At 62.4% G+C, this 20153-nt stretch carries 35 protein-coding genes; 34 read left to right on the forward strand and 1 reads right to left on the reverse strand.

The genetic code is table 11. From position 1 onward, the window contains the following. Nucleotides 1-67: 67 nt before the first annotated feature. The 28 genes from rpsJ (at nucleotide 68) to rplQ (ending at nucleotide 14045) form a co-directional block, all read left to right on the forward strand. The gene (gene rpsJ / locus T31B1_RS11380; RefSeq protein WP_006913628.1) at nucleotides 68-382 is read left to right on the forward strand and encodes a 30S ribosomal protein S10; all 315 of its coding nucleotides are present in this window, start codon (nucleotides 68-70) and stop codon (nucleotides 380-382) included. 147 nt (nucleotides 383-529) lie between these two features. Beyond that, complete coding sequence (gene rplC, locus T31B1_RS11385; RefSeq protein WP_353249623.1) at nucleotides 530-1237, forward strand: 50S ribosomal protein L3; 708 nt, start codon at nucleotides 530-532, stop codon at nucleotides 1235-1237. 25 nt (nucleotides 1238-1262) lie between these two features. Then, complete coding sequence (rplD, locus tag T31B1_RS11390; RefSeq protein WP_353249624.1) at nucleotides 1263-1871, forward strand: 50S ribosomal protein L4; 609 nt, start codon at nucleotides 1263-1265, stop codon at nucleotides 1869-1871. Then, complete coding sequence (rplW, locus tag T31B1_RS11395; protein ID WP_353249625.1) at nucleotides 1868-2170, forward strand: 50S ribosomal protein L23; 303 nt, start codon at nucleotides 1868-1870, stop codon at nucleotides 2168-2170. Before rplD ends, rplW begins: the two co-directional genes overlap by 4 nt. Before the next feature lie 22 nt (nucleotides 2171-2192). After that, the gene (gene rplB / locus T31B1_RS11400; RefSeq protein WP_353249626.1) at nucleotides 2193-3029 is read left to right on the forward strand and encodes a 50S ribosomal protein L2; all 837 of its coding nucleotides are present in this window, start codon (nucleotides 2193-2195) and stop codon (nucleotides 3027-3029) included. 30 nt (nucleotides 3030-3059) lie between these two features. Then, the gene (rpsS, locus tag T31B1_RS11405; RefSeq protein ID WP_353249627.1) at nucleotides 3060-3329 is read left to right on the forward strand and encodes a 30S ribosomal protein S19; all 270 of its coding nucleotides are present in this window, start codon (nucleotides 3060-3062) and stop codon (nucleotides 3327-3329) included. 16 nt (nucleotides 3330-3345) lie between these two features. After that, on the forward strand, nucleotides 3346-3678 hold the full coding sequence (rplV, locus tag T31B1_RS11410; RefSeq protein ID WP_353249628.1) for a 50S ribosomal protein L22: 333 nt from the start codon (nucleotides 3346-3348) through the stop codon (nucleotides 3676-3678). Nucleotides 3679-3691: 13 nt separating this feature from the next. Next, the gene (gene rpsC, locus T31B1_RS11415; protein ID WP_353249629.1) at nucleotides 3692-4372 is read left to right on the forward strand and encodes a 30S ribosomal protein S3; all 681 of its coding nucleotides are present in this window, start codon (nucleotides 3692-3694) and stop codon (nucleotides 4370-4372) included. Nucleotides 4373-4378: 6 nt separating this feature from the next. Beyond that, nucleotides 4379-4792, forward strand: a complete 414-nt coding sequence (rplP, locus tag T31B1_RS11420; protein WP_353249630.1) for a 50S ribosomal protein L16 — start codon at nucleotides 4379-4381, stop codon at nucleotides 4790-4792. An 8-nt stretch (nucleotides 4793-4800) separates the two neighbouring features. Next, nucleotides 4801-4989 carry a 50S ribosomal protein L29 gene (gene rpmC, locus T31B1_RS11425; RefSeq protein ID WP_353249631.1) on the forward strand — a complete coding sequence of 63 codons (189 nt, stop codon included), beginning with the start codon at nucleotides 4801-4803 and terminating at the stop codon, nucleotides 4987-4989. A gap of 13 nt (nucleotides 4990-5002) precedes the next feature. Then, complete coding sequence (gene rpsQ, locus T31B1_RS11430; RefSeq protein WP_353249632.1) at nucleotides 5003-5305, forward strand: 30S ribosomal protein S17; 303 nt, start codon at nucleotides 5003-5005, stop codon at nucleotides 5303-5305. Nucleotides 5306-5314: 9 nt separating this feature from the next. Next, a complete protein-coding gene (gene rplN / locus T31B1_RS11435) occupies nucleotides 5315-5680 on the forward strand; it encodes a 50S ribosomal protein L14 (protein WP_353249633.1) in 366 nt (121 codons plus the stop codon). Beyond that, complete coding sequence (gene rplX / locus T31B1_RS11440; protein ID WP_353249634.1) at nucleotides 5677-6006, forward strand: 50S ribosomal protein L24; 330 nt, start codon at nucleotides 5677-5679, stop codon at nucleotides 6004-6006. Before rplN ends, rplX begins: the two co-directional genes overlap by 4 nt. 10 nt (nucleotides 6007-6016) lie before the next feature. Further along, the gene (rplE, locus tag T31B1_RS11445) at nucleotides 6017-6580 is read left to right on the forward strand and encodes a 50S ribosomal protein L5 (protein ID WP_353249635.1); all 564 of its coding nucleotides are present in this window, start codon (nucleotides 6017-6019) and stop codon (nucleotides 6578-6580) included. Nucleotides 6581-6599: 19 nt separating this feature from the next. Beyond that, entirely contained in the window at nucleotides 6600-6905 is a 306-nt protein-coding gene (gene rpsN, locus T31B1_RS11450; protein ID WP_353249636.1) for a 30S ribosomal protein S14, read from the forward strand. Nucleotides 6906-6929: 24 nt separating this feature from the next. Beyond that, nucleotides 6930-7325: a 30S ribosomal protein S8 gene (gene rpsH, locus T31B1_RS11455; protein WP_353249637.1), complete on the forward strand. Its 396-nt coding sequence runs from the start codon at nucleotides 6930-6932 to the stop codon at nucleotides 7323-7325. A gap of 30 nt (nucleotides 7326-7355) precedes the next feature. Next, the gene (gene rplF, locus T31B1_RS11460) at nucleotides 7356-7886 is read left to right on the forward strand and encodes a 50S ribosomal protein L6 (protein ID WP_353249638.1); all 531 of its coding nucleotides are present in this window, start codon (nucleotides 7356-7358) and stop codon (nucleotides 7884-7886) included. Between the two features lie 55 nt (nucleotides 7887-7941). Further along, on the forward strand, nucleotides 7942-8298 hold the full coding sequence (gene rplR / locus T31B1_RS11465) for a 50S ribosomal protein L18 (protein WP_353249639.1): 357 nt from the start codon (nucleotides 7942-7944) through the stop codon (nucleotides 8296-8298). A 13-nt stretch (nucleotides 8299-8311) separates the two neighbouring features. Further along, nucleotides 8312-8821 carry a 30S ribosomal protein S5 gene (rpsE, locus tag T31B1_RS11470; RefSeq protein WP_353249640.1) on the forward strand — a complete coding sequence of 170 codons (510 nt, stop codon included), beginning with the start codon at nucleotides 8312-8314 and terminating at the stop codon, nucleotides 8819-8821. 12 nt (nucleotides 8822-8833) lie between these two features. Continuing rightward, a complete protein-coding gene (gene rpmD, locus T31B1_RS11475) occupies nucleotides 8834-9019 on the forward strand; it encodes a 50S ribosomal protein L30 (protein WP_353249641.1) in 186 nt (61 codons plus the stop codon). A 1-nt stretch (nucleotide 9020) separates the two neighbouring features. Then, on the forward strand, nucleotides 9021-9449 hold the full coding sequence (gene rplO, locus T31B1_RS11480) for a 50S ribosomal protein L15 (RefSeq protein ID WP_353249642.1): 429 nt from the start codon (nucleotides 9021-9023) through the stop codon (nucleotides 9447-9449). Between the two features lies 1 nt (nucleotide 9450). After that, entirely contained in the window at nucleotides 9451-10800 is a 1350-nt protein-coding gene (secY, locus tag T31B1_RS11485; RefSeq protein WP_353249643.1) for a preprotein translocase subunit SecY, read from the forward strand. An 81-nt stretch (nucleotides 10801-10881) separates the two neighbouring features. Beyond that, entirely contained in the window at nucleotides 10882-10998 is a 117-nt protein-coding gene (gene rpmJ, locus T31B1_RS11490; protein WP_353249644.1) for a 50S ribosomal protein L36, read from the forward strand. Nucleotides 10999-11129: 131 nt separating this feature from the next. Further along, entirely contained in the window at nucleotides 11130-11486 is a 357-nt protein-coding gene (gene rpsM / locus T31B1_RS11495; protein ID WP_353249645.1) for a 30S ribosomal protein S13, read from the forward strand. Nucleotides 11487-11522: 36 nt separating this feature from the next. Beyond that, a complete protein-coding gene (gene rpsK, locus T31B1_RS11500) occupies nucleotides 11523-11924 on the forward strand; it encodes a 30S ribosomal protein S11 (protein WP_353249646.1) in 402 nt (133 codons plus the stop codon). A gap of 35 nt (nucleotides 11925-11959) precedes the next feature. Next, nucleotides 11960-12583 (forward strand): 30S ribosomal protein S4, encoded by a 624-nt coding sequence (rpsD, locus tag T31B1_RS11505; protein ID WP_353249647.1) that lies wholly within the window; start codon nucleotides 11960-11962, stop codon nucleotides 12581-12583. A 36-nt stretch (nucleotides 12584-12619) separates the two neighbouring features. Beyond that, nucleotides 12620-13606: a DNA-directed RNA polymerase subunit alpha gene (locus T31B1_RS11510; protein WP_353249648.1), complete on the forward strand. Its 987-nt coding sequence runs from the start codon at nucleotides 12620-12622 to the stop codon at nucleotides 13604-13606. A gap of 34 nt (nucleotides 13607-13640) precedes the next feature. Beyond that, nucleotides 13641-14045, forward strand: coding sequence for a 50S ribosomal protein L17 (gene rplQ / locus T31B1_RS11515; RefSeq protein ID WP_353249649.1), 405 nt, complete (start codon nucleotides 13641-13643; stop codon nucleotides 14043-14045). Between the two features lie 148 nt (nucleotides 14046-14193). Here the strand turns inward: rplQ and T31B1_RS11520 are convergent, their stop codons facing one another. Then, the gene (locus tag T31B1_RS11520) at nucleotides 14194-15012 is read right to left on the reverse strand and encodes a symmetrical bis(5'-nucleosyl)-tetraphosphatase (RefSeq protein WP_353249650.1); all 819 of its coding nucleotides are present in this window, start codon (nucleotides 15010-15012) and stop codon (nucleotides 14194-14196) included. Nucleotides 15013-15365: 353 nt separating this feature from the next. Between T31B1_RS11520 and T31B1_RS11525 the strand changes: the two genes are divergently transcribed. From T31B1_RS11525 to T31B1_RS11550, 6 genes are all read left to right on the forward strand, one after another. Beyond that, entirely contained in the window at nucleotides 15366-15569 is a 204-nt protein-coding gene (locus T31B1_RS11525) for a Flp family type IVb pilin (RefSeq protein ID WP_353249651.1), read from the forward strand. Further along, a complete protein-coding gene (locus T31B1_RS11530) occupies nucleotides 15535-16080 on the forward strand; it encodes a TadE/TadG family type IV pilus assembly protein (RefSeq protein ID WP_353249652.1) in 546 nt (181 codons plus the stop codon). The genes T31B1_RS11525 and T31B1_RS11530 overlap by 35 nt, the downstream gene beginning before the upstream one ends. After that, entirely contained in the window at nucleotides 16064-16516 is a 453-nt protein-coding gene (locus T31B1_RS11535) for a TadE/TadG family type IV pilus assembly protein (protein ID WP_353249653.1), read from the forward strand. Before T31B1_RS11530 ends, T31B1_RS11535 begins: the two co-directional genes overlap by 17 nt. A gap of 70 nt (nucleotides 16517-16586) precedes the next feature. Further along, nucleotides 16587-17579, forward strand: coding sequence for a Flp pilus assembly protein CpaB (gene cpaB / locus T31B1_RS11540; protein ID WP_353249654.1), 993 nt, complete (start codon nucleotides 16587-16589; stop codon nucleotides 17577-17579). 47 nt (nucleotides 17580-17626) lie between these two features. Then, on the forward strand, nucleotides 17627-18877 hold the full coding sequence (locus T31B1_RS11545) for a type II and III secretion system protein family protein (RefSeq protein ID WP_353249655.1): 1251 nt from the start codon (nucleotides 17627-17629) through the stop codon (nucleotides 18875-18877). Nucleotides 18878-18888: 11 nt separating this feature from the next. Further along, nucleotides 18889-20100 (forward strand): CpaE/TadZ family protein, encoded by a 1212-nt coding sequence (locus tag T31B1_RS11550; RefSeq protein ID WP_353249656.1) that lies wholly within the window; start codon nucleotides 18889-18891, stop codon nucleotides 20098-20100. Nucleotides 20101-20153 lie beyond the last annotated feature (53 nt).

The following is a 20153-nucleotide window of genomic DNA, read 5'->3' on the forward strand; positions in this document are numbered from 1 at the left end:
TGAAGGCGGCCGCACCGTCGGTGCCGGCGTCGTTACCAAGATCACCGCCTGAGGCAGTTAGATCATCATGGCAGCTAGTCAGAATATTCGTATCCGACTCAAGGCGTTCGATCACCGTTTGATCGACAAGTCCGCCCGCGAGATCGTCGAGACCGCCAAGCGCACGGGGGCCCAGGTTCACGGGCCGATTCCCCTGCCGACGCGCAAGGAGCGGTACACGATCCTGATTTCACCGCACGTCAATAAGGACGCACGGGATCAGTACGAGATCCGTACGCACAAGCGGATGATGGATATCGTGGAGCCGACGGAGAAGACCGTCGACGCGCTCATGAAGCTCGATCTGGCTGCGGGCGTGGACGTCCAAATTAAATTGCAGTAAGACGAGACAAAGCGGGCTCGGTCTGTTATAGTCCGCGCCCCTGGAGAACGAAGCCCGCTGCCACGCGGGCTTCGTTCACTGGATATAACCAAACTTGAACTGTCGCCCCCTCTAGCGAGTGGCGATAAGCGAGAAGGTATTTCAAACATGGCTATTGGATTGGTGGGTCGCAAGCGCGGCATGTCTCGCGTGTTCGACGAAAATGGCGTATCCGTGCCCGTTACGGTCGTCGAAGTCGAGCCGAATCGCGTTGTACAGAAGAAAGACGTGGATACAGACGGCTATCGTGCCGTTCAGGTCACCACGGGTGAGCGTCGCGCGAGCCGTGTCACACAGGCGCGTGCCGGCCATTTCAAGAAGGCGGGCGTAGAAGCCGGTCGCGGGCTGTGGGAGTTCCGGGTCGACGGGGAATGGCCGACCATTCCCGGCGCCGCTCCGCAGCCGACCGGTGACGACGAGCAGCCCGCCGAGGCCGAGCAGGTCGAGATCGAGGTTGGTGGCGAGCTGACCGTCAGCCTGTTCTCGGAAGGGCAGATCGTCGACGTGGTTGGCCGTTCGATCGGCAAGGGCTACGGCGGCGTGATCAAGCGTCACAACTTTCGCTCGCAGCGCATGACGCACGGCAACTCGAAGGCGCACCGTGCGCCGGGCTCGATTGGTCAGAACCAATCGCCGGGCCATGTGTTCAAGGGCAAGAAGATGTCGGGCCAGCTGGGTAACGTGCGCACGACCGTGCAAAACCTGCGCGTCGTTCGTGTCGACGCCGAGCGGAACCTCATCCTGATTCAGGGTGGTATTCCGGGTGCCAAGGGTGGCGACGTAATCATCGCGCCCGCGGTCAAGAAAGCCGGCTAGCGCGGCAGTCAGACAGGCATAAGTCATGGAACTCAATCTAGCAACAGGTGGCAAGTCGGTCTCCGTCTCGGACGAGATCTTTGCACGCCCGTTCAACGAAACGCTGGTGCATCAGATCGTCACGGCCTATCTGGCCGGTGGTCGTGCAGGCACCAAGGGCCAGAAGAACCGCGCCGCGGTTCGGGGCGGCGGCAAGAAGCCGTGGCGGCAGAAGGGTACCGGTCGTGCTCGCGCCGGTACGATTCGCAGCCCGATCTGGGCTGGCGGTGGCGTGACCTTCGCGGCGGTACCGCGGGATCATTCCCAGAAGGTCAATCGCAAGATGTATCGCGCCGGCATGCGCTCGATTCTGTCGGAGCTGGTGCGTCAGGAGCGGCTGAGCGTCATCGAGTCGCTTGCGCTGGAAGCGCGCAGCACGAAGGGTCTGCTCAAGGTGCTGGCGGATCAGGATATCGAGCCGCGAGGGCTGCTGGTGGTCAATGAGGTCGACGACAAGATCGGCTATTCCGCCAACAATGTGGTGGGGCTGGATGTTGTGACCGTCAGTGGACTGGACCCGGTGGTTCTGGTCGGCGCGGACAAGGTCATCATTACCGAGGAAGCCCTGCGCACGATCGAGGAGCGTCTGGCATGAATCAGGAACGTATCTTTCAGATTCTTCGTGCTCCGCACATCTCCGAGAAGGCGAGTGTGGTCGGAGATGCGAATAACCAGGTGGTCTTCGAGGTGGCTCGCAGCGCGAGCAAGCCGGAGATTGCCGCGGCAGTCGCTGCGCTGTTCGACGTCAAGGTCGAGGGTGTGACGACAAGCAATGTGAAGCCCAAGCAAAAGCGGTTTCGCGGTCGCCCCGGTGTTCGCGCCGGCTGGAAGAAGGCTTATGTGACGTTGGCCGACGGCGAGGAAATCGATTTCCTCGACGGCGCCACGCAATAAGCGCTAAGGACAGGTAAGCATTATGGCCCTCAAGAAAGCCAAGCCGACATCCGCGGGACGCCGGTTCGTTGTCAGCGTGAAGAACAGTGCGCTGCATAACGGCAAGCCCGAATCTTCGCTGGTAGTGAAGAAGAGCAAACAGGGTGGTCGCAACAACAACGGTCGCATCACCGTGCGTCATCGCGGCGGTGGCCATCGTCAACATTACCGCCTGGTCGACTTCAAGCGCGACAAGGATGGGGTGCCGGCCAAGGTCGAGCGGCTGGAATACGATCCCAATCGTAGTGCGAACATCGCCTTGCTGCTGTACGCCGATGGCGAGCGCCGCTACATCATTGCGCCGCGCGGCGTTGACGAGGGTGCCGCGATCATGTCCGGCCCGCAGTCGCCGATCCGCCCGGGAAATGCGCTGCCGCTGGCCAGCATTCCGGTCGGGACGACCGTCCATTGCGTCGAAATGCGCCCCGGCAAGGGTGCGCAGATGGCGCGCAGCGCCGGGGCGGCGGTTCAGCTGGCCGCCCGTACCGGTGAGTACGCCGTGATTCGCTTGAAGTCGGGCGAAACCCGCCGTGTGCACGTCAACTGTCGCGCAACGGTCGGCGAAGTCGGCAACTACGAGCACAGTCTTCGTCAACTCGGCAAGGCTGGTGCGAAACGCTGGCGCGGTCGTCGTCCGACGGTGCGTGGTGTGGCCATGAACCCGGTCGATCATCCGCACGGTGGTGGTGAGGGTCGTACCAGCGGTGGCCGCCATCCGACGAGCCCGTGGGGTTGGAAGACCAAGGGCTTCAAGACGCGATCGAACAAGCGTACCGACGGCATGATCGTTCGTCGCAGCAGCAAGCGTAAGAAGCGGTAAGCCGAGTTCACAACAGGCACAGGAATAGCTATGCCACGTTCTATTAAAAAAGGCCCGTTTGTGGACCTGCATCTTGCCAAGAAGGTTGAGCAGGCCTCGGGCAGCAGCACCAAGCGGCCGATCAAGACCTGGTCGCGTCGGTCCATGGTCACGCCCGACATGATCGGCTTGACGATCTCCGTGCACAACGGACGTCAGCATGTGCCGGTGTTCGTGTCGGAAAACATGGTTGGCCACAAGCTCGGCGAGTTCTCGCCGACGCGGACCTTCAAAGGTCATCTGGGCGACCGCAAGGGATAAGGCGAGGACACGAATTATGGAATCTTTCGCCAAACTGCGTTTCGCGCGCATTTCGCCTCAGAAGGCGCGGCTCGTCGCTGACGAAGTTCGCGGCATGCCGGTTGAGCGCGCACTTGAGACGCTGCAGTTCTCGACCAAGAAGGCGGCGCATATCGTGCGCAAGCTTCTGGAGTCTGCGGTTGCCAACGCCGAGCACAACGAAGGCGCGGACATCGACGAGCTCAAGGTGTCGGTCATCATGATCGATGAAGGGCCGACGATGAAGCGGATGAAGCCGCGTGCTCGTGGCCGCGCGGACCGGATTTTCAAGCGTACGAGTCATCTGACGATTCGTGTCGCGGACAAGTAATCGGACATAAGATATGGGTCACAAAGTACATCCGATCGGGTTCCGGCTGGGCATCACCACAGAGTGGAGCTCGCGCTGGTACGCCGAGAGCGCCGGCTATCGCGACGCGTTGAACACGGATCTCGAGATCCGCGATTTCATTCGCGAGAAGTTGTCGCACGCATCGGTCAGCCGTATTCAGATCGACCGCCCCGCGCGCTCGGCTCGTATCACGATTCATACGGCGCGTCCGGGCATCGTGATCGGCAAGAAGGGCGAGGACATCGACAAGCTGCGCGCCGAAGTCTCGGCCCGCATGGGTGTGCCCGTTCATCTGTCGGTCGAAGAGATTCGTCGGCCTGAGCTGGACGCGCTGCTCGTGGCCCAGAACATTGCGCAGCAGCTCGAGCGCCGCATCATGTTCCGGCGCGCGATGAAGCGCGCGGTGGGGAACGCCATGCGCCTGGGCGCAGGCGGTATCCGTGTCAACGTCGCGGGACGTCTCAACGGCGCGGAAATCGCTCGCTCGGAGTGGTACCGCGACGGACGCGTGCCGCTGCATACGCTGCGTGCCGATATCGACTACGGTCTGGCCGAGGCGAAGACGACCTACGGGATCATCGGCGTCAAGGTCTGGATCTTCAAAGGCGAAGTGTTCGACACCGAGCCCAAGATTGACGAAAAGCCGGCCGAGTCCGGCGCGGCTGCGGGGTAAGCTGAGATGTTGCAACCCAAACGTACGAAATTCCGCAAGGTCCAGAAAGGCCGCAACCGCGGTCTGGCCCAGCGCGGCAATGAAGTCAGCTTCGGCGAGTACGGCCTGAAGGCCGTTGAACGCGGACGCCTGACCGCGCGTCAGATCGAGGCGGCTCGTCGGGCCATGACACGCCATATCAAGCGTGGCGGGAAAACCTGGATCCGCGTGTTTCCCGACAAGCCGGTTACCAAGAAGCCTATCGAGGTTCGTATGGGTAAGGGCAAGGGCAACGTCGAATACTGGGTGGCCAAGGTTCAGCCGGGTTCCATGCTGTACGAGATGGAAGGCGTGAGCCGCGAGATCGCACAGGAGGCATTTCGCCTGGCGGCTTCGAAGCTGCCGGTGAAGACGGCCTTTGTCGAACGCAAGATTCTGTAGAGGCGGCCATGAAAGCGAAGGAATTGCGCGAGAAATCGCCGGAAGAATTGAACAAGGAGCTGCTGGCGCTGCGTCGTGAGCAGTTCAACCTGCGCATGCAGCAGGCCACCGGTCAGCTGACGCAGACGCACCAGTTCGGGGCGATCCGTCGCGATATCGCGCGGATCAAGACCGTACTCCGCGATGCGGCCAAATAGGAACAGTTGAGCCATGAGCGAAACCAGCGAAATCAATAACACGGCGACCGAGCGCAACCAGCGTCTGCTGGCCGGCAAGGTGGTCAGCAATGCGATGGATAAGACCATCGTCGTGCTGATCGAGCGTCGTACGCAGCATCCGCTGTACGGCAAGTACATTCGTCGCAGCACCAAGCTGAAGGCGCACGATCCGGACAACACGTGTCAGGTCGGGGATTTCGTCGAAATCGCCGAAGGTCGTCCGGTGTCGCGCAGCAAGGCCTGGTCGTTGCATCGCGTGGTCGAAAAGGCCGGCGAATTCGACACCGCAGGATAAACACTAGCCATGATCCAGACAGAATCGGTACTCAACGCAGCCGATAACAGCGGTGCCCGCCGTGTCCAGTGCATCAAGGTACTGGGCGGGTCGCATCGCCGTTACGCGCGTGTCGGCGACATCATCAAGGTCAGCGTCAAGGACGCCATACCGCGGGGTCGCGTCAAGAAGGGCGACGTCATGAACGCTGTTGTCGTTCGTACGCGCCATGGCGTGCGCCGTGCGGACGGGTCCCTGATCCGTTTCGACACGAACGCCGCCGTGTTGCTGAACCAGAACAACGAGCCGGTCGGCACCCGTATCTTCGGGCCGGTCACTCGTGAGCTGCGCGAGAAATTCATGCGGATCATCTCGCTTGCGCCGGAGGTGCTATGAGCTCCAAACGTATTCGCACCGGTGACGAAGTCGTCGTGACGTCGGGCAAGGATCGCGGTCGCCGCGGTACCGTCACCCGTATTCTGGGCGACAAGATCATCGTCGAAGGCATCAATCTCGCGAAGAAGCACGTCAAACCCGACCCGAACGCCGGGATCCAGGGCGGCATCGAAGAAAAAGAGATGCCGTTGCACGTGTCGAACGTGATGCTTTACAACCCCGACACCAAGAAGGGTGAGCGGGTCGGTTTCAAATTCCTGGGCGAGGGTGCCGAGCGCCGCAAGGTGCGCATCTTCAAATCGTCCGGCGAAGTCGTCGACGCGTAGGCAGACAGTCATGGACAATGCAGAACAGATTCCTGCGCCCCGTCTGAAAGCGGTGTATGCCGAACAGATCGTGCCGCAGCTGGTCGAGAAGTTCGGCTACAGCAGCCCGATGGCGGCCCCGCGCATCGTCAAGATCACGCTCAACATGGGCGTGGGCGAAGCGGTCTCGGATCGCAAGGTCATCGAATCCGCGATGGGCGACATGGCCAAGATCGCCGGTCAGAAGCCGGTGATGACGCGGGCGCGCAAGTCGATCGCTGGCTTCAAGATCCGCGAAGGCTGGCCGATCGGCTGCAAGGTAACGCTGCGTCGGACGCAGATGTACGAATTTCTCGATCGGCTGGTCAACGTGTCGCTCCCGCGTATCCGCGATTTCCGCGGGCTGAATCCGCGGGCGTTTGATGGTCGCGGCAATTACAGCCTCGGGGTGCGCGAGCAGATCGTGTTCCCGGAAATCGACTACGACCGCGTGGATACGCTGCGCGGCATGGATATCGTCATCTCGACGAGCGCACGTAACGACGAAGAGGGACGGGCGCTGCTGGACGGGTTCAACTTCCCGTTTCGCAAATAGCACCGGCCCGGAGACAACTATGGCAAAGAAAAGCATGATCGCCCGCGATCGCAAGCGCATGAAGACGGTGGCGAAGTACGCTGCCAAGCGCGAAGCGATCAAGGCTCGTATCAACGACCCGGAAGCTACGCCGGAAGAGCGGTTCGCCGCTTCGCAGGAGCTTCAGGCGTTGCCGCGGGACGCAAGCCCTACGCGTGTGACGCGTCGCTGCCTGGCCACTGGTCGGCCGCGTGGCGTGTATCGCAAGTTCGGGTTGTCGCGCAACAAGCTGCGTGAAGCAGCGATGCGCGGCGAAGTGCCCGGCCTCGTCATGTCCTCCTGGTAAGCCACAGCAAAGGTATCGGTACGCATGAGTATGACTGACCCAATTGCCGACATGTTGACCCGTATTCGTAACGGGCAGTCGGCAGATAAGGAAAGCGTCGAAATGCCGGCCTCCAAGCTCAAGATGGCGATTGCCAAGGTGCTTGAGGATGAAGGCTATATTTCCGGCTTCGAACGTGTCGAAGAAGACGGCAAGGCGCAGTTGCGCGTCCGTCTGAAGTATTTTCAGGGCCACGGCGTGATCGAGCACATCGAGCGTGTGTCCAAGCCGGGGCTGCGCGTCTATCGCAGCAAGGGCGAGATCCCCGACGTCGTTGGCGGACTGGGTATCTCGATCGTGTCGACATCGCAGGGTGTGATGACCGACCGGGCCGCGCGTGAAGCCGGCCATGGCGGTGAAGTTCTCTGCTTCGTGTCGTAGACGCGCTGAGCAACGCACAGGAATTCGAATATGTCCAGAGTAGCGAAAGCCCCAGTGGCGCTGCCCAGCGGTGTGGAGTGCAATGTCTCGGCACGCGATGTCCGCGTCAAAGGCAAGAACGGCGAGTTGTCGTTCCGGCTGCCTGATGGCGTGGACCTCGAAGTGGCCGACGGTGAAGCACGCGCCAAGCCGACCGGTCGTAAACTGAATATGGCCATGGCCGGCACCGTGCGAGCGGTCGTCGCGAACATGGTCAAGGGCGTCAACGAAGGGTTCGAGCGCAAACTCGAGCTTGTGGGCGTCGGTTATCGCGCGCAGGCCTCGGGCGATACGCTCAACCTCTCGCTGGGCCTGTCGCACCCGGTGGCTTACAAGATGCCAGCGGGTGTGAGCGTTGCTACGCCGAGCAACACCGAGATCGTGCTGACCGGCGCTGACAAGCAGGTCGTCGGCCAGGCGGCCGCGGAGATCCGCAACTACCGCCCGCCGGAACCCTACAAGGGCAAAGGCATTCGGTATTCGGACGAGCGCGTTGTCCGCAAGGACGCGAAGAAGAAATAAGCGCGTCGGGTCATCAACGGCCGGCAACAGCCATAACGGATTGAATTAATACGCCATGCACAAGAAGACGATTTCGCGACTGCGCCGTGCCCGCCGGGCGCGCATGCACATGCGGACCCTGGGCGCACACCGCCTGTCGGTACACCGCACGCCGCAGCATATTTATGCCCAGATTTCGGCGCCGGATGGATCACGCACGCTCGTGTGTGCGTCGACGGTCGAGAAGTCGCTGCGCGAGGACCTGGGGCAGACCGGCAATTGCGATGCGGCACGGGCTGTCGGTCGCGCGATCGCCGAGCGAGCCAAGGCGGCCGGCGTGGAGAAGGTGGCCTTTGATCGTGCCGGGTTCGCCTATCACGGTCGCGTGAAGGCGCTGGCCGACGCAGCCCGCGAAAGCGGCCTGCAGTTCTAACGGGATTATTGAAATGGCAACACGTAACGAACAACGCACCGAAGGCGATCTGCTCGAGAAACTGATCACCGTCAATCGCGTGGCCAAGGTGGTCAAGGGCGGCCGACAGTTCGGTTTCACCGCGCTGACCGTGGTGGGCGACGGCGAAGGGCGCGTCGGCTTTGGCTATGGCAAGGCCCGCGAAGTGCCACTGGCTATTTCCAAGGCTATGGAAGCCGCGCGCAAGAGCATGATCCGCGTGCAGCTCAAGGACGGATCGACTGTCCAGCATGCGATCGTCGGTTGGCACGGCGCGACCAAGGTCATCATCCGCCCGGCCTCCGAGGGTACGGGTGTGATCGCCGGTGGCGGCATGCGCGCCGTGTTCGAAGTGGCCGGGGTGGGCAACGTGCTCGCCAAGAGCTATGGCTCGCGGAATCCGATCAATATCGTGCGTGCGACCATCAACGGTCTGCGCAACATGCACGATCCGGAGTTCATCGCGGCCAAGCGCGGCAAGTCCGTCGAAGAAATTACCGCTTAACAGGGGCGTGTGATGGCCAGCAAGCAGATCAAGGTTACTCTCATCAAAAGTCCCACCGGCCGTGTGGCGCGTCACCGCGCCTGTATTCGCGGCCTGGGTCTGCGTCGGATGCATCATACGGTCAGTGTGATGGATACGCCGGAAAACCGCGGCATGATCAACAAGGTCGTTGACATGCTCGCGATCGAGGAGTCGTGAAATGAAACTCAACGATCTTCATCCTGCCGAGGGCTCCCGCCCGGTCGGCAAGCGCGTGGGTCGCGGCCCCGGCTCCGGCCTCGGCAAGACTGCCGGGCGTGGCCACAAGGGCCAGAAATCGCGTTCGGGCGGTTACACGAAAATGGGCTTCGAAGGCGGCCAGATGCCCCTCCAGCGGCGTGTGCCCAAGCGCGGCTTTCGCAGCCCCGTGGATGCCACCGCCGAAGTGCGGCTGGACAGCCTGAGCAAACTCGAGGGCGAAGTCGATCTGGCTGCGCTGAAAAAAGCAGGCCTGGTGCCGCGTGATGCGCGCCGTGCGAAGGTCATCGCCTCGGGCGAGATTTCTTCTGCGGTAACGCTCAAGGGCGTGGCGGCCAGCGCCGGCGCAGTTAAGGCGATCGAAGGCGCCGGCGGCAGCGTTTCCGAATAACATGGCAAAGCGGCCCAACAACGCAGCGGCCGGCGCGGGCAACATGCCCAACGCCGGGAGCCTTACGGAAATCCGTCAGCGCCTGCTGTTCCTGGTGGGCGCCTTGATCGTGTTTCGTATCGGCACCTTCATTCCGGTGCCGGGGATCGATCCCGCACAGCTGGCACGGCTGTTCGAGCAGCAGTCCGGGACCATTCTCGATGTCGGCGTAATGTTCACAGGCGGGGCGCTCAAGCGTCTGTCGATCTTCGCGCTCGGCGTGATGCCGTACATTTCGGCGTCGATCATCATGCAGTTGATGACGGCGACGATTCCGTCGCTCAAGGATCTCAAGAAGGAAGGTGAGGCTGGCCGGCGCAAGATTACCCAGTACACGCGCTATGGCACGGTACTGCTGGCCGGCTTCCAGTCGATCGGCACCGGTGTGGCGCTGTGGAATCAAGGGATTGCGCAATCGGGTACCAGTGAACTGAGTTTCATTTTCACCACCGCGGTCTGCCTGACCACAGGTGCGATGTTTCTCATGTGGCTGGGCGAGCAGATCACCGAGCGCGGCGTCGGCAACGGCATCTCGATGATCATCTTCGCGGCTATCGTTGCTGGTCTTCCGTCAGCAATCGGCGGCACACTGGATCTTGTACGGACCGGCGAGTTGAGCGTGTTCTTCGTCATCGCCCTGTTCGTAGGGGCAATGGCGGTGCTGGCCTTTGTCGTGTTCGTCGAACGCGGGCAGCGACGGATTCCGGTCCATCATGCCCAACGTCAGCGTGGGCGACGGATGTATGCCGCGCAGACTCAGCATTTGCCGCTGAAGTTGAACATGGCGGGCGTGATTCCGCCGATCTTCGCGTCGAGCATCATCCTGTTCCCGGCAACCATCGTCCGTTTCCTGGGCGAGGGCGGCACTGTGGCGAACTGGGTCTCGAACGCGATCGCCCCAGGGCAGCCGCTTTACGTGCTGTTCTATTCGGTCATGATCGTGTTCTTCTGCTTCTTCTATACCGCTTTGGTGTTCGATTCACGAGAGACCGCCGACAACCTCAAGAAGTCCGGCGCCTTCATTCCGGGTGTTCGCCCCGGGATTCAGACCGCGAACTATATCGACACGGTGCTGACACGATTGACCGTGGCAGGCGCGGTGTATGTCACCGCGGTCTGCCTGTTGCCTGAGCTTCTGATCCTGCAATACAACGTCCCCTTCTATTTCGGTGGCACGTCACTGCTGATCATCGTGGTGGTCGTGATGGATTTCATGGCTCAGTTGCAGGCACACCTGATGTCGCATCAGTACGAAGGCCTGATGAAGAAGAACAATCTGAAATCGCAGGGCCGCGCCGGCATGCTCCGCTAACACTCGGAACGACGCGGTTTCAAACAGATACATAGCCAAACTGGTTGCCGCGGGCAGCCAAGTGGATGTCAGAGGTAGGACATGAAAGTTAGAGCTTCGGTTAAGAAAATCTGCCGCAACTGCAAGGTGATCCGGCGCAATGGTGCGGTGATGGTCATCTGCGCGACCGACCCGCGGCACAAGCAGCGCCAGGGTTGATCTGGGTTTCAGACAGCAACTGTTGTAAACACTGAACAGAAAGGCTATATTGGGCGGCTTTTCCGGCGTAGGGCGAACTCGGCGAGCTAGCCTGAGCCCTGCGCCCGCCCGATAGCTGGGAGAACAAACGAATGGCACGAATCGCTGGAGTCAACCTCCCGATCAACAAGCATGCGGTCGTGGCGTTGACGTCGCTCTACGGCGTCGGGTTCACGCGGGCGCGTGAAATCTGCAGCGCCGCCGATGTTGCGACCGACACCAAGATCAAGGATCTCACCGAAGGTGAAGTCGAGGCGCTGCGCTCCGCCGTGCAGCAGTACACGATCGAAGGCGATTTGCGGCGTGAGGTGTCGATGAACATCAAGCGCCTGATGGATCTCGGTTGCTACCGCGGTCTGCGTCATCGTCGTGGGTTGCCTGTCCGCGGGCAGCGCACCAAGACCAATTCGCGCACGCGCAAGGGCCCGCGTCGGCCCATTCGCCGCTAGTCTTCTTCTCGATCGAGAGTCAATAGGTAACGCTTTATGGCGACAGGGACCTCTTCCTCCACCCGCACGCGCAAGGCGCGCGCGCGTCGTAACGTCACGGACGGCATCGCCTTCGTGTATGCGACGTTCAACAACACGATCATCACCATATCCGATCGTCAAGGCAACGTGTTGGCGTGGTGCACGTCCGGTAGCTGCGGTTTCAAGGGCTCGCGGAAGAGCACGCCGTTTGCTGCCCAGGTCGCCGCAGAGCGCGCCGGTGAAGGCGCCGCTCAGTGGGGTGTGAAGAACCTGGAAGTGCGGGTCAAGGGGCCCGGCCCCGGTCGTGAGGCAGCCGTGCGCTCGCTCAATGGTTCGGGCTTCAAGGTCACGAGCATCATCGACGTGACGCCGATTCCGCACAACGGCTGCCGGCCGCCCAAGAAGCGCCGCGTCTAGTCGACACGGCGTAGCCAAGCGAACAGGTAAAGAACATGGCGAAATATACGGGACCGAAATGCAAGCTGTCGCGCCGCGCGGGGACTGACCTGCTGCTCAAGGGCCGCGGCCGCTCGCTGGAAGGCAAGTGCAAGATTGATACGCCGCCGGGTGCGCAAGGTACGCAGCGTCGGCAGCGACTGTCGGACTACGCACTCCAGCTCCGCGAGAAGCAGAAGCTGCGGCACATGTACGGCGTGCTGGAACGGCAGTTCCGGAACTACTACAAGAAGGCCGCCTCGCAGAAAGGCGCAACCGGCGTGCTGCTGCTGCAGCAGCTGGAATCCCGGCTCGACAACGTCGTTTACCGCATGGGCTTCGCCTCGACGCGCGCCGAAGCGCGTCAGCTGGTCAACCACAAAGCGGTTGCGGTCAACGAGTATCCGGTGAACATTCCGTCCTATCAGGTCAAGGCGGGCGACGTGGTCGCCATCCGCAACAAGGCCAAGCACCAGCCGCGGATACTCGAGTCCTTGCAGGTCGCCTCGCAGCTCGGTCTGAGCGATTGGGTCGAGGTGGACGAAAAAGGCCTCAAGGGTACGTTCAAATCCGTGCCCGATCGCGATCAGGTGCTGCCTGATATCAACGAGAACCTGGTCGTCGAGCTTTACTCGAAGTAATTGGCGCTGTCCTAGACAGCAAGAGGTATTTGCATTATGCAGTCCAGTGAATTGCTGAAACCGCGCCTGGTCGAGGTGGAGCGCGCGAGCGATCGCCGCGCCAAGATCGCGCTCGAGCCGCTCGAGCGCGGATACGGCCATACGCTCGGCAACGCGATCCGGCGTATTCTGCTGTCGTCGATTCCCGGCGCAGCCATCACGGAAGTAAAGATCGACGGTGTGCTTCATGAGTACACCACGGTCGAAGGTATGCAGGAAGACGTCATCGACGTGCTGCTGAACCTGAAGAACGTCGCGGTGCGGATGCACGCTCGCGACGAGGCCGAATTGCATCTTCACAAGAAGGGTGAAGGTCCGGTCACCGCCGCCGATATCACGACCGAGCACGACGTCGAGATCGTGAACCCTGATCTGGTGATCGCGCATCTGACCAGCGGCGAGCTGCGGATGAGCATGAAGGTCCGCCGCGGACGTGGCTACGAGCCGGCTCAGAGCAAGTCTGAGCCCGGCGAAGAAGATACTGGTGCCAGCGAGATCGGTGCGCTTCGTCTGGACGCGTCGTTCAGCCCGATTCGTCGGGTGAGCTATGCGGTTGAGCGCGCACGTGTCGAGCAGCGCACCGACCTCGATAAGCTGGTGCTGGATATCGAGACCAACGGTAGCGTCGAGCCCGAGGACGCCGTCCGTACGGCCGCAGCGACGTTGTACGATCAGCTGTCGGTCTTTGTGGACCTCGAGGCTCAGGAGGAATCCAGCCGCAAGGGCGAGACCGGCAAGGTCAACCCGGCGCTGCTCAAGCCGATCGAAGACCTCGAACTGACGGTTCGTTCGACCAATTGTCTCAAGGCCGAGGATATTCACTACGTCGGGGATCTGGTCCAGCGCACGGAGACCGAGCTGATGCGTACGCCCAACCTCGGCAAGAAATCGTTGACCGAGATCAGCGAAGTGCTCGCCGAGCACGGCCTCAAACTGGGTATGGCAGTCGAGAACTGGCCGCCGGCCGAACTCGAGAAGGCCTAGCCTGTCTCGCAGCACTAGATCAAGGAAGTAAGCAATGCGTCATCGCAAGAGCGGTACCAATCTGGGGCGTGAGTCGTCGCACCGCGCCGCCATGATGAAGAACATGTCCTCGTCGCTGTTCAAGCACGAGCTTATTCGCACGACCCTGCCCAAGGCCAAGGAATTGCGCCGTGTCGCCGAGCCGTTGATCACGCTGGCCAAGACCGACAGCGTGGCCAACCGTCGCCTGGCGTTCGCACGGCTGCGCGACAAGCAGGCCGTGGGCAAGCTGTTCGGCGAGCTGGGCCAGCGGTATGCGCAGCGTCCGGGCGGTTATCTGCGGATTCTCAAGTGCGGCTACCGGCCGGGCGACAACGCGCCCATGGCGTATGTCGAGCTGGTCGATCGGCCGATGGTCGACGATGCCGACGAAGACGAGGCGGCGACTCAGGACGCGTAATGGATCGTCCGGATAGTTTGTCGAGAAAAGCCGGCCTAGCGCCGGCTTTTTTTTGCCCGGCCTCCGTATGGCCTAGTTCGCGGGCCGCCACCGGTGCCGGGAGCGCGGCCCGCATGGCAGGTGTTCTGCGCAAGGGCGGTTGCTCGGCTCAGGCGTCGACCTGAACAAGCTCGGGGTTCGCGCCATCGAGTCGGAGGGCCGTTAACGTGCCGCCCCAGGCCGCGCCGGTATCGATGCCCCAGACATGATGCTCGGGCCAGGCCACGTGTTCCAGCGCAGACCAGTGTCCGAATACGATACGCTCGCCGGCGGTTGCCCGCGGGCGGGCTGCGAACCAGGGCGTCAATTGAGCCGGCGCTGCGGCGAGCGTTTTCTTATAGGCCATGTCGAGCCCGCCGTCCGGCTGAACGAACCGTTGTCGAGTCAGGGCATTGGCGATGTAGCGCAAGCGCTCGATACCCGAGAGTGAAGGGTGCCAGCGTTCCGGGGTGTTTCCAAACAACTGGGCCAGGAACTCGCGATGTTCCGACCCCCGCAAGGCAGCCTCGAGCTCATGGGCGTGTCGGACGGCGTCCTGCATATCCCACTCGGCTGGGATGCCGGCATGAACCATTGTCCATCCCAATGATTCGTCGCGATGTATCAGGGGCCGGTGACGAAGCCAGTCCAATAGTTCGTCGCGATCCGGGGCGCACAGGAGGGCTTTGAGCGAACCGTTCGCCTTGTCCAACGCGTCCGGCCGCTGGGCCAAGGCCAGCAGGCTGAGATCATGGTTGCCCAGCACTACGGTCGCCTGGTTTCCCAGGCTCCGCACACGGCGTAGAACGTCGGCAGACGCGGGTCCTCTGTTGACGAGGTCCCCCACGAACCAGAACCGTACGTCGGACGTGTTCGCTTCCAGGCGTTTCAGCAATCGGACGAGCGGTTTCTCGGCGCCGTGAATATCGCCGATAGCATAAGTACGCATCAGGCTATTGTAACCGCCGAGAGCTTGCTGCAGATGTCAGCGGCTCAAGAATCTCTTTCGTGAGAACAACGGTATCGAATCTGATGACCCCTTTGGGCCTAAGTTTTGCCATCGCGCCAATCAAGTCAGCGTCGCACTCATTAGGGCTTTGTCGGTGAGCCTGACACGGCACTGACGGGAGGCTCTGCACGTCCTCAAGTTGGTGGAGTTGCGTGGACCCATAACTAAAGATCTTGTTGCCGAAAGCCCTTAACCCGTCGGGGATCGGGCCGATAACGCAACATGAACAGAGCACGTCCGTGATAACAGCATACTGACGATATCTCTGAGCGAACTAACTAGGGAGCGGAGTGATGAGAATTTGCGAATTTTTGCTGTACTGGATCAATTTCAGCCAGTTCGGTTCCAAAGAGCGAGGCGCCACGTTAATCGAATATGTGTTGATCGTCGCCGTGATAGCAGTCGCAGTCTTCGCCGCTAGCCAAGCGGGTTTAGTAAGCGCCATCCAAGGCGTTTTCACCGATGCGCAAGACTGTATCGGTGGCACCTGCTCGTAAGCTTTCATCGCGCGAGGCTGGCGCGACTTTAATTGAGTTCGCGTTGGTTCTGCCGCTGTTGTTGCTACTTGTTCTGGCTACGCTCGGCTACGGCATCGCCTTTGCAACCCAACAAGCGGTGAACTTCGCGGCCCAGCGCGGAGCGGACGTGGCCGTTGTCGTGGATCCGGAGGCATCGGACTTTGCATCGACGGCCCAGGGTCTGGCGGAACGGCGCGTTGCCTTGGCGCTTCGTTATTTTCCGGGGGTTAGCGCCGACAGGTTCGCGCTCGAGGTGGTTGATTGCGACGAAAGCGGGTTGCCCGATGCGACGCGTGCAGAGTCGGCGTTCTGCGTGGCTGGCGATCCGGCGGATTCCGGGCGTCGCATCGTAGGAATTGCCCTGGCTCCGCGATTTCAATCCTTGTGGCCGGGTTTCCCGAATCTCGGTCGGGTGGGCATGCCGGAGTTCGTTCGGGCGAGTGGCCAAGCATTCGTAAGCGGGCCGGCGGGCGATGCGCCGGGAAGTTGATCGCAACGGTCGCCAGCGTGGCGCGGCGCTGATCGAATTCGCGCTCGTCCTGCCGCTGTTACTGGCGATCGCGGTCGGAATCGTCTACTACGGCTATGCGTTCGTGCTCCGATCTGCGTTGGAGGAGGCTGCGCGGAACGCTGTTCAGGAGGCGGTCGCGGTCGATCCGCTGCGGGCCAACTACAGCCGGTCGTTGCTGTTGAAACGGGCACAGGACGTCGCGCGTGCGTCGGTCGATTGGCTGCCGGCGTCGGTCCGCACCGCGATCACCGTTACGGAGTCCGCCAACTGCGCGAATTCAAACGAGTTCGGGGTTGAGGTAACGCTCCCCGCGGCCGATACAGACAATCAGGTGTTGCCTCAGCTCGACCTGGGCAGCTTTCGTATTCCACCGTTGCCGACCACGATCCGTGCGGTCGCCTGTGCAGTGATTTGACGATGATCAACCGACCCATCGAAGGTCAACCTGTTCTGCTGGTGACGGCAGCACAAGACATGGCCGCCTCATGAGTTCCTCGGCACTGCGCACGTTCGCATTACTGCTGCTTGTCGTGGCTGCGGTGTTCGGCGTGCTGGCCTATTACATGAATGGGCGTCTGGCGGATTCGCCCGATACCTCGGCCAACGAGCCGATGCCTGCGGCGGAGCAGACGCTGGCCGTGGTGGCGATCCGGCCATTGTCGGCCTATCGCAAGGTGACTGCCGAGGACGTGGCGCTGGTGCCGATTTCGGTCGAGCCGCCGCAATTCTTCACCGATCCGGCGGCTGTGATCGGACGTACCCCGATACGCGGCGTGGCCACGGGCGCCCCGGTGACCGAGACGGCGTTCGGCGGTGGCAGCACGCTGGCCGGGGCGATTCCGCCGGGAACCCAGGCCATGTCGCTGTCGATTTCCGACGTCATTGCCGTGGGTGGCTTCGTACAGCCCGGTGACTTCGTCGATGTGCTGGTGTACCTGCGCTCCTCGGGCGAACAGGTCGCCGACAGCCAAGCGCGAATTCTGCTCAGAAAGGCGCGTGTACTGGCCTATCAGGAACAGCTCATCACCGAGGATGCATCGAACGACCAGGGCGGGGAACGCGGCCGTCGCGAACGCACCGCCGTACTGGCCGTGCCGCAGGCCGAAACCACGCGGGTGATGCTCGGCGCGAGCCTCGGCGAGCTGCGTCTGGCGCTGCGAGGAACCGAGCGGCACGTAAATGAGGGCGATGATATGGACAGCTTGGTCGCACGTGGTGAACGGCCTGCGATGCCGGAAGCGATCGCGCCTGCCAGCGTTCGGGTGCCGGTCGACAATGAAAGCTCGGGCGACGGTGGTAACGGTGACGACCAGCTCGAGCCGCAGGTCGTCACGCTCTCCGAGTTGGCCCGTATCGAGAACCAACAGAAGACGCCGGCCCGGGCGCCGGCGCCCAGGCGCCGTTCGGTGCAACCGCGAACGGCGACGATCGAGTTGTTCGAGGGGGCGAAGTCGAGCCGGATCAGTCGACCTTATTGATTTGATGGCAGGCGTGGCGGGGCGCTGCAGCCGGCAAGGGAAATGGCATGAGGGGTAAACGATACGTGGCGGTCATGGCCGCCTGGCTGATGCTGGCCTGGGCCGGTAGCGGCTTTGCGCAATCAACGCGCGGCACGGTGACCAGCGCAGAGTCGGTGCGTGTGGGCGAAGGCCAGCAGAAGCTGGTGCGTTCGCCCGGCGTGATCGAGCGGGTGGCCATCGGCGACCCGGAGAAAGCCAACGTCAATGTGATCGACACGCGCGAGGTCATGCTGACCGGCATCAAGCGCGGCGATACCAGCCTGATCCTGTGGACACGCGGGGAGACACGGCCCACGCGCATTCCCATCGTCGTCGGTGCGGATGATCTGCCCGACGTATTGCGCGCCGACAAGCGCAGTCATCTGCGCACCCAGGTGCAGACCGATATCCGGATCGCCGAAGTCAGCCGCAGTGCGCTTCGCCAGATCGGGTTCAACTTCATCAGCAACGCAGCCGGCGAATCGGCGGTAGGGGTATCGCCGCCCGGCGCCTCGGCGGGGATCGGCGGAATCGGCAACGACCTGAACCTGCTCTCCAGTACCGGCTTTCAGCCGATCGGCGATGCGTTCAATCTCGTGTTCACCGATAGCAACAAGGACGCTGCGGGCCTTTTGAGCATCCTTGAGCGGCGCGGGCTGATGCGTACGCTGGCCGAGCCGTCGCTCGTGGCGATGAGTGGCCAGACGGCGTCGTTTCTGGCCGGCGGCGAATTCCCGATTCCGGTCACGCAGGGCGGCGGTTCGGGCGTCGGCAACAACGCGGTGACGATCGAGTTCAAGGAATTCGGCATCCGGTTGTCGCTGACCCCGACGGTGCTCGAGCAGGACCGGATTGTGCTGAAGGTCGCCCCGGAAGTCTCCGAACTGGACTTCGACTCCGGTGTGACGCTGCAAGGCATCACGGTGCCCGGCATCCGGGTGCGTCGTACCGATACCACCGTGGAGCTGGGCGACGGCGAAAGCTTCATTCTGAGCGGTCTGGTCGACCAGAACCTCGCCGCCAACGTGGACAAGGTGCCGTGGCTCGGCGATCTGCCGTTCATCGGCGCCTTTTTCCGCAACACCCGCTACAACCGTCAGAACCGCGAGCTGATCATGGTAGTCACGCCGCATCTGGTGTCCCCGCTGGCGCGCGGTACGCGCGTGCCCATGCCCGGGGAGGAATACGATCGCTATGACCCGGGCAGCGCCGAGCTGTTCTTCAAGGAAACGGGTGAATTCGAACCGCCTGCCGGCCAGACCGGCTTCTCGCGCTGAGAGTGCCGGCTGTGACCACCCAGGCACTGATGTTCGCCGGCACGGCCCACAGCCAGGCGTGGCTGCGAGCCTGCCTTGACGATGCGCTGATTGTTCTGCCGGCCGATGCGCGCCAGCCAGACGCGGTGGTGGCCGAAGTGCAGGCCACGCCCGATGTCTCGCTGGTGTTCGTCGAGCTCGATCTCGCGGATCGGGCTGAACATATCGCGCTCGTCGAGGCGCTGGTTTCCGCGTATCCGCGCCTGCCCGTTGTGGTCGTCAGTGGCCATGACAGTAGCGACGCAGTGCTGTCGGCCATGCGCGCCGGCGCCGAGGATTTTCTGGTCGTCGGGCGTGATGACGACCGTGTCGCTGATCTGATCGAGCGGGTGCTGGCACGCAGCCGGCAGACGGCGATACCGGCCGAGCCGGTCCGTGGTCATGGGCGGGTCGTATCCGTGGTCAGCGCCGCCAACGCTGCCCAGCTGGCATTTGTCGCCGGGCACATCGCCTTCGTCCTGCAGGCCGAGCGAAAGCCGGGGCAGCGGGTGCTGCTGCTCGATCTGAGCCGGCCGGGGGGCAATGCCGCGATCCTGTTCGACGGCGGTCAGAATTATACGGCCATCGATATTCTGGGCGACGTGGAACGTTGCGACGAGACACTTATCGAGAGCGCGTTTCAGAAGCTCGACAACGGCGTCTATCTGCTCGGGCTGCCGGAGGCGCTGGCCGACCACCAGCTGGCCGAAGGGCTGGGCGAACTGGACCGACTGCTCGAAGTGCTGCGTGGGCTCTTCGACTATGTCGTGGTCGATGCCGATCGCGGGCTGGGCGTGGCACCCCTGGCCACGGTGATCGGACGCGCCGATCATGCGCTGCTGTTGTCCGATCAGTCGGTACTGGCCAGCCGGCAGAGCAAGGCGCTGCTTGCCCAGCTGCACGCCGAGTCGGATGTACTCGATCACCTGCAGCTGGTGATCAACAACTATCGCTCGGACATCGGCATGGCACCCGAGCAGCTGGCCGAGCTGCTCGGTCTGCCTCTGGCGGCCACTCTGGCGGGTCGCACCACCCAGCGGCTCAAGGCGATGAACAGCGGTGAGTCCATGTTCGAATCCGCCCCGAACGATGCGTTCTCCCGCGGCGTACAGGCGCTGACCGCAGCGCTGGTCGGGCTGGCGCCGCCGCGTAGCGGCCACGGTTTTTCGCTGGGCGGGCTGTTCGGCCGGCGCCGACGCGGATGAAACCTGTGGCATACACCGCTGCCCTCGTCTTGACGGCGGCTCATGTCGGGGTT

Source organism: Salinisphaera sp. T31B1 (genome assembly GCF_040361275.1).
Taxonomy (GTDB): Bacteria; Pseudomonadota; Gammaproteobacteria; order Nevskiales; family Salinisphaeraceae; genus Salinisphaera.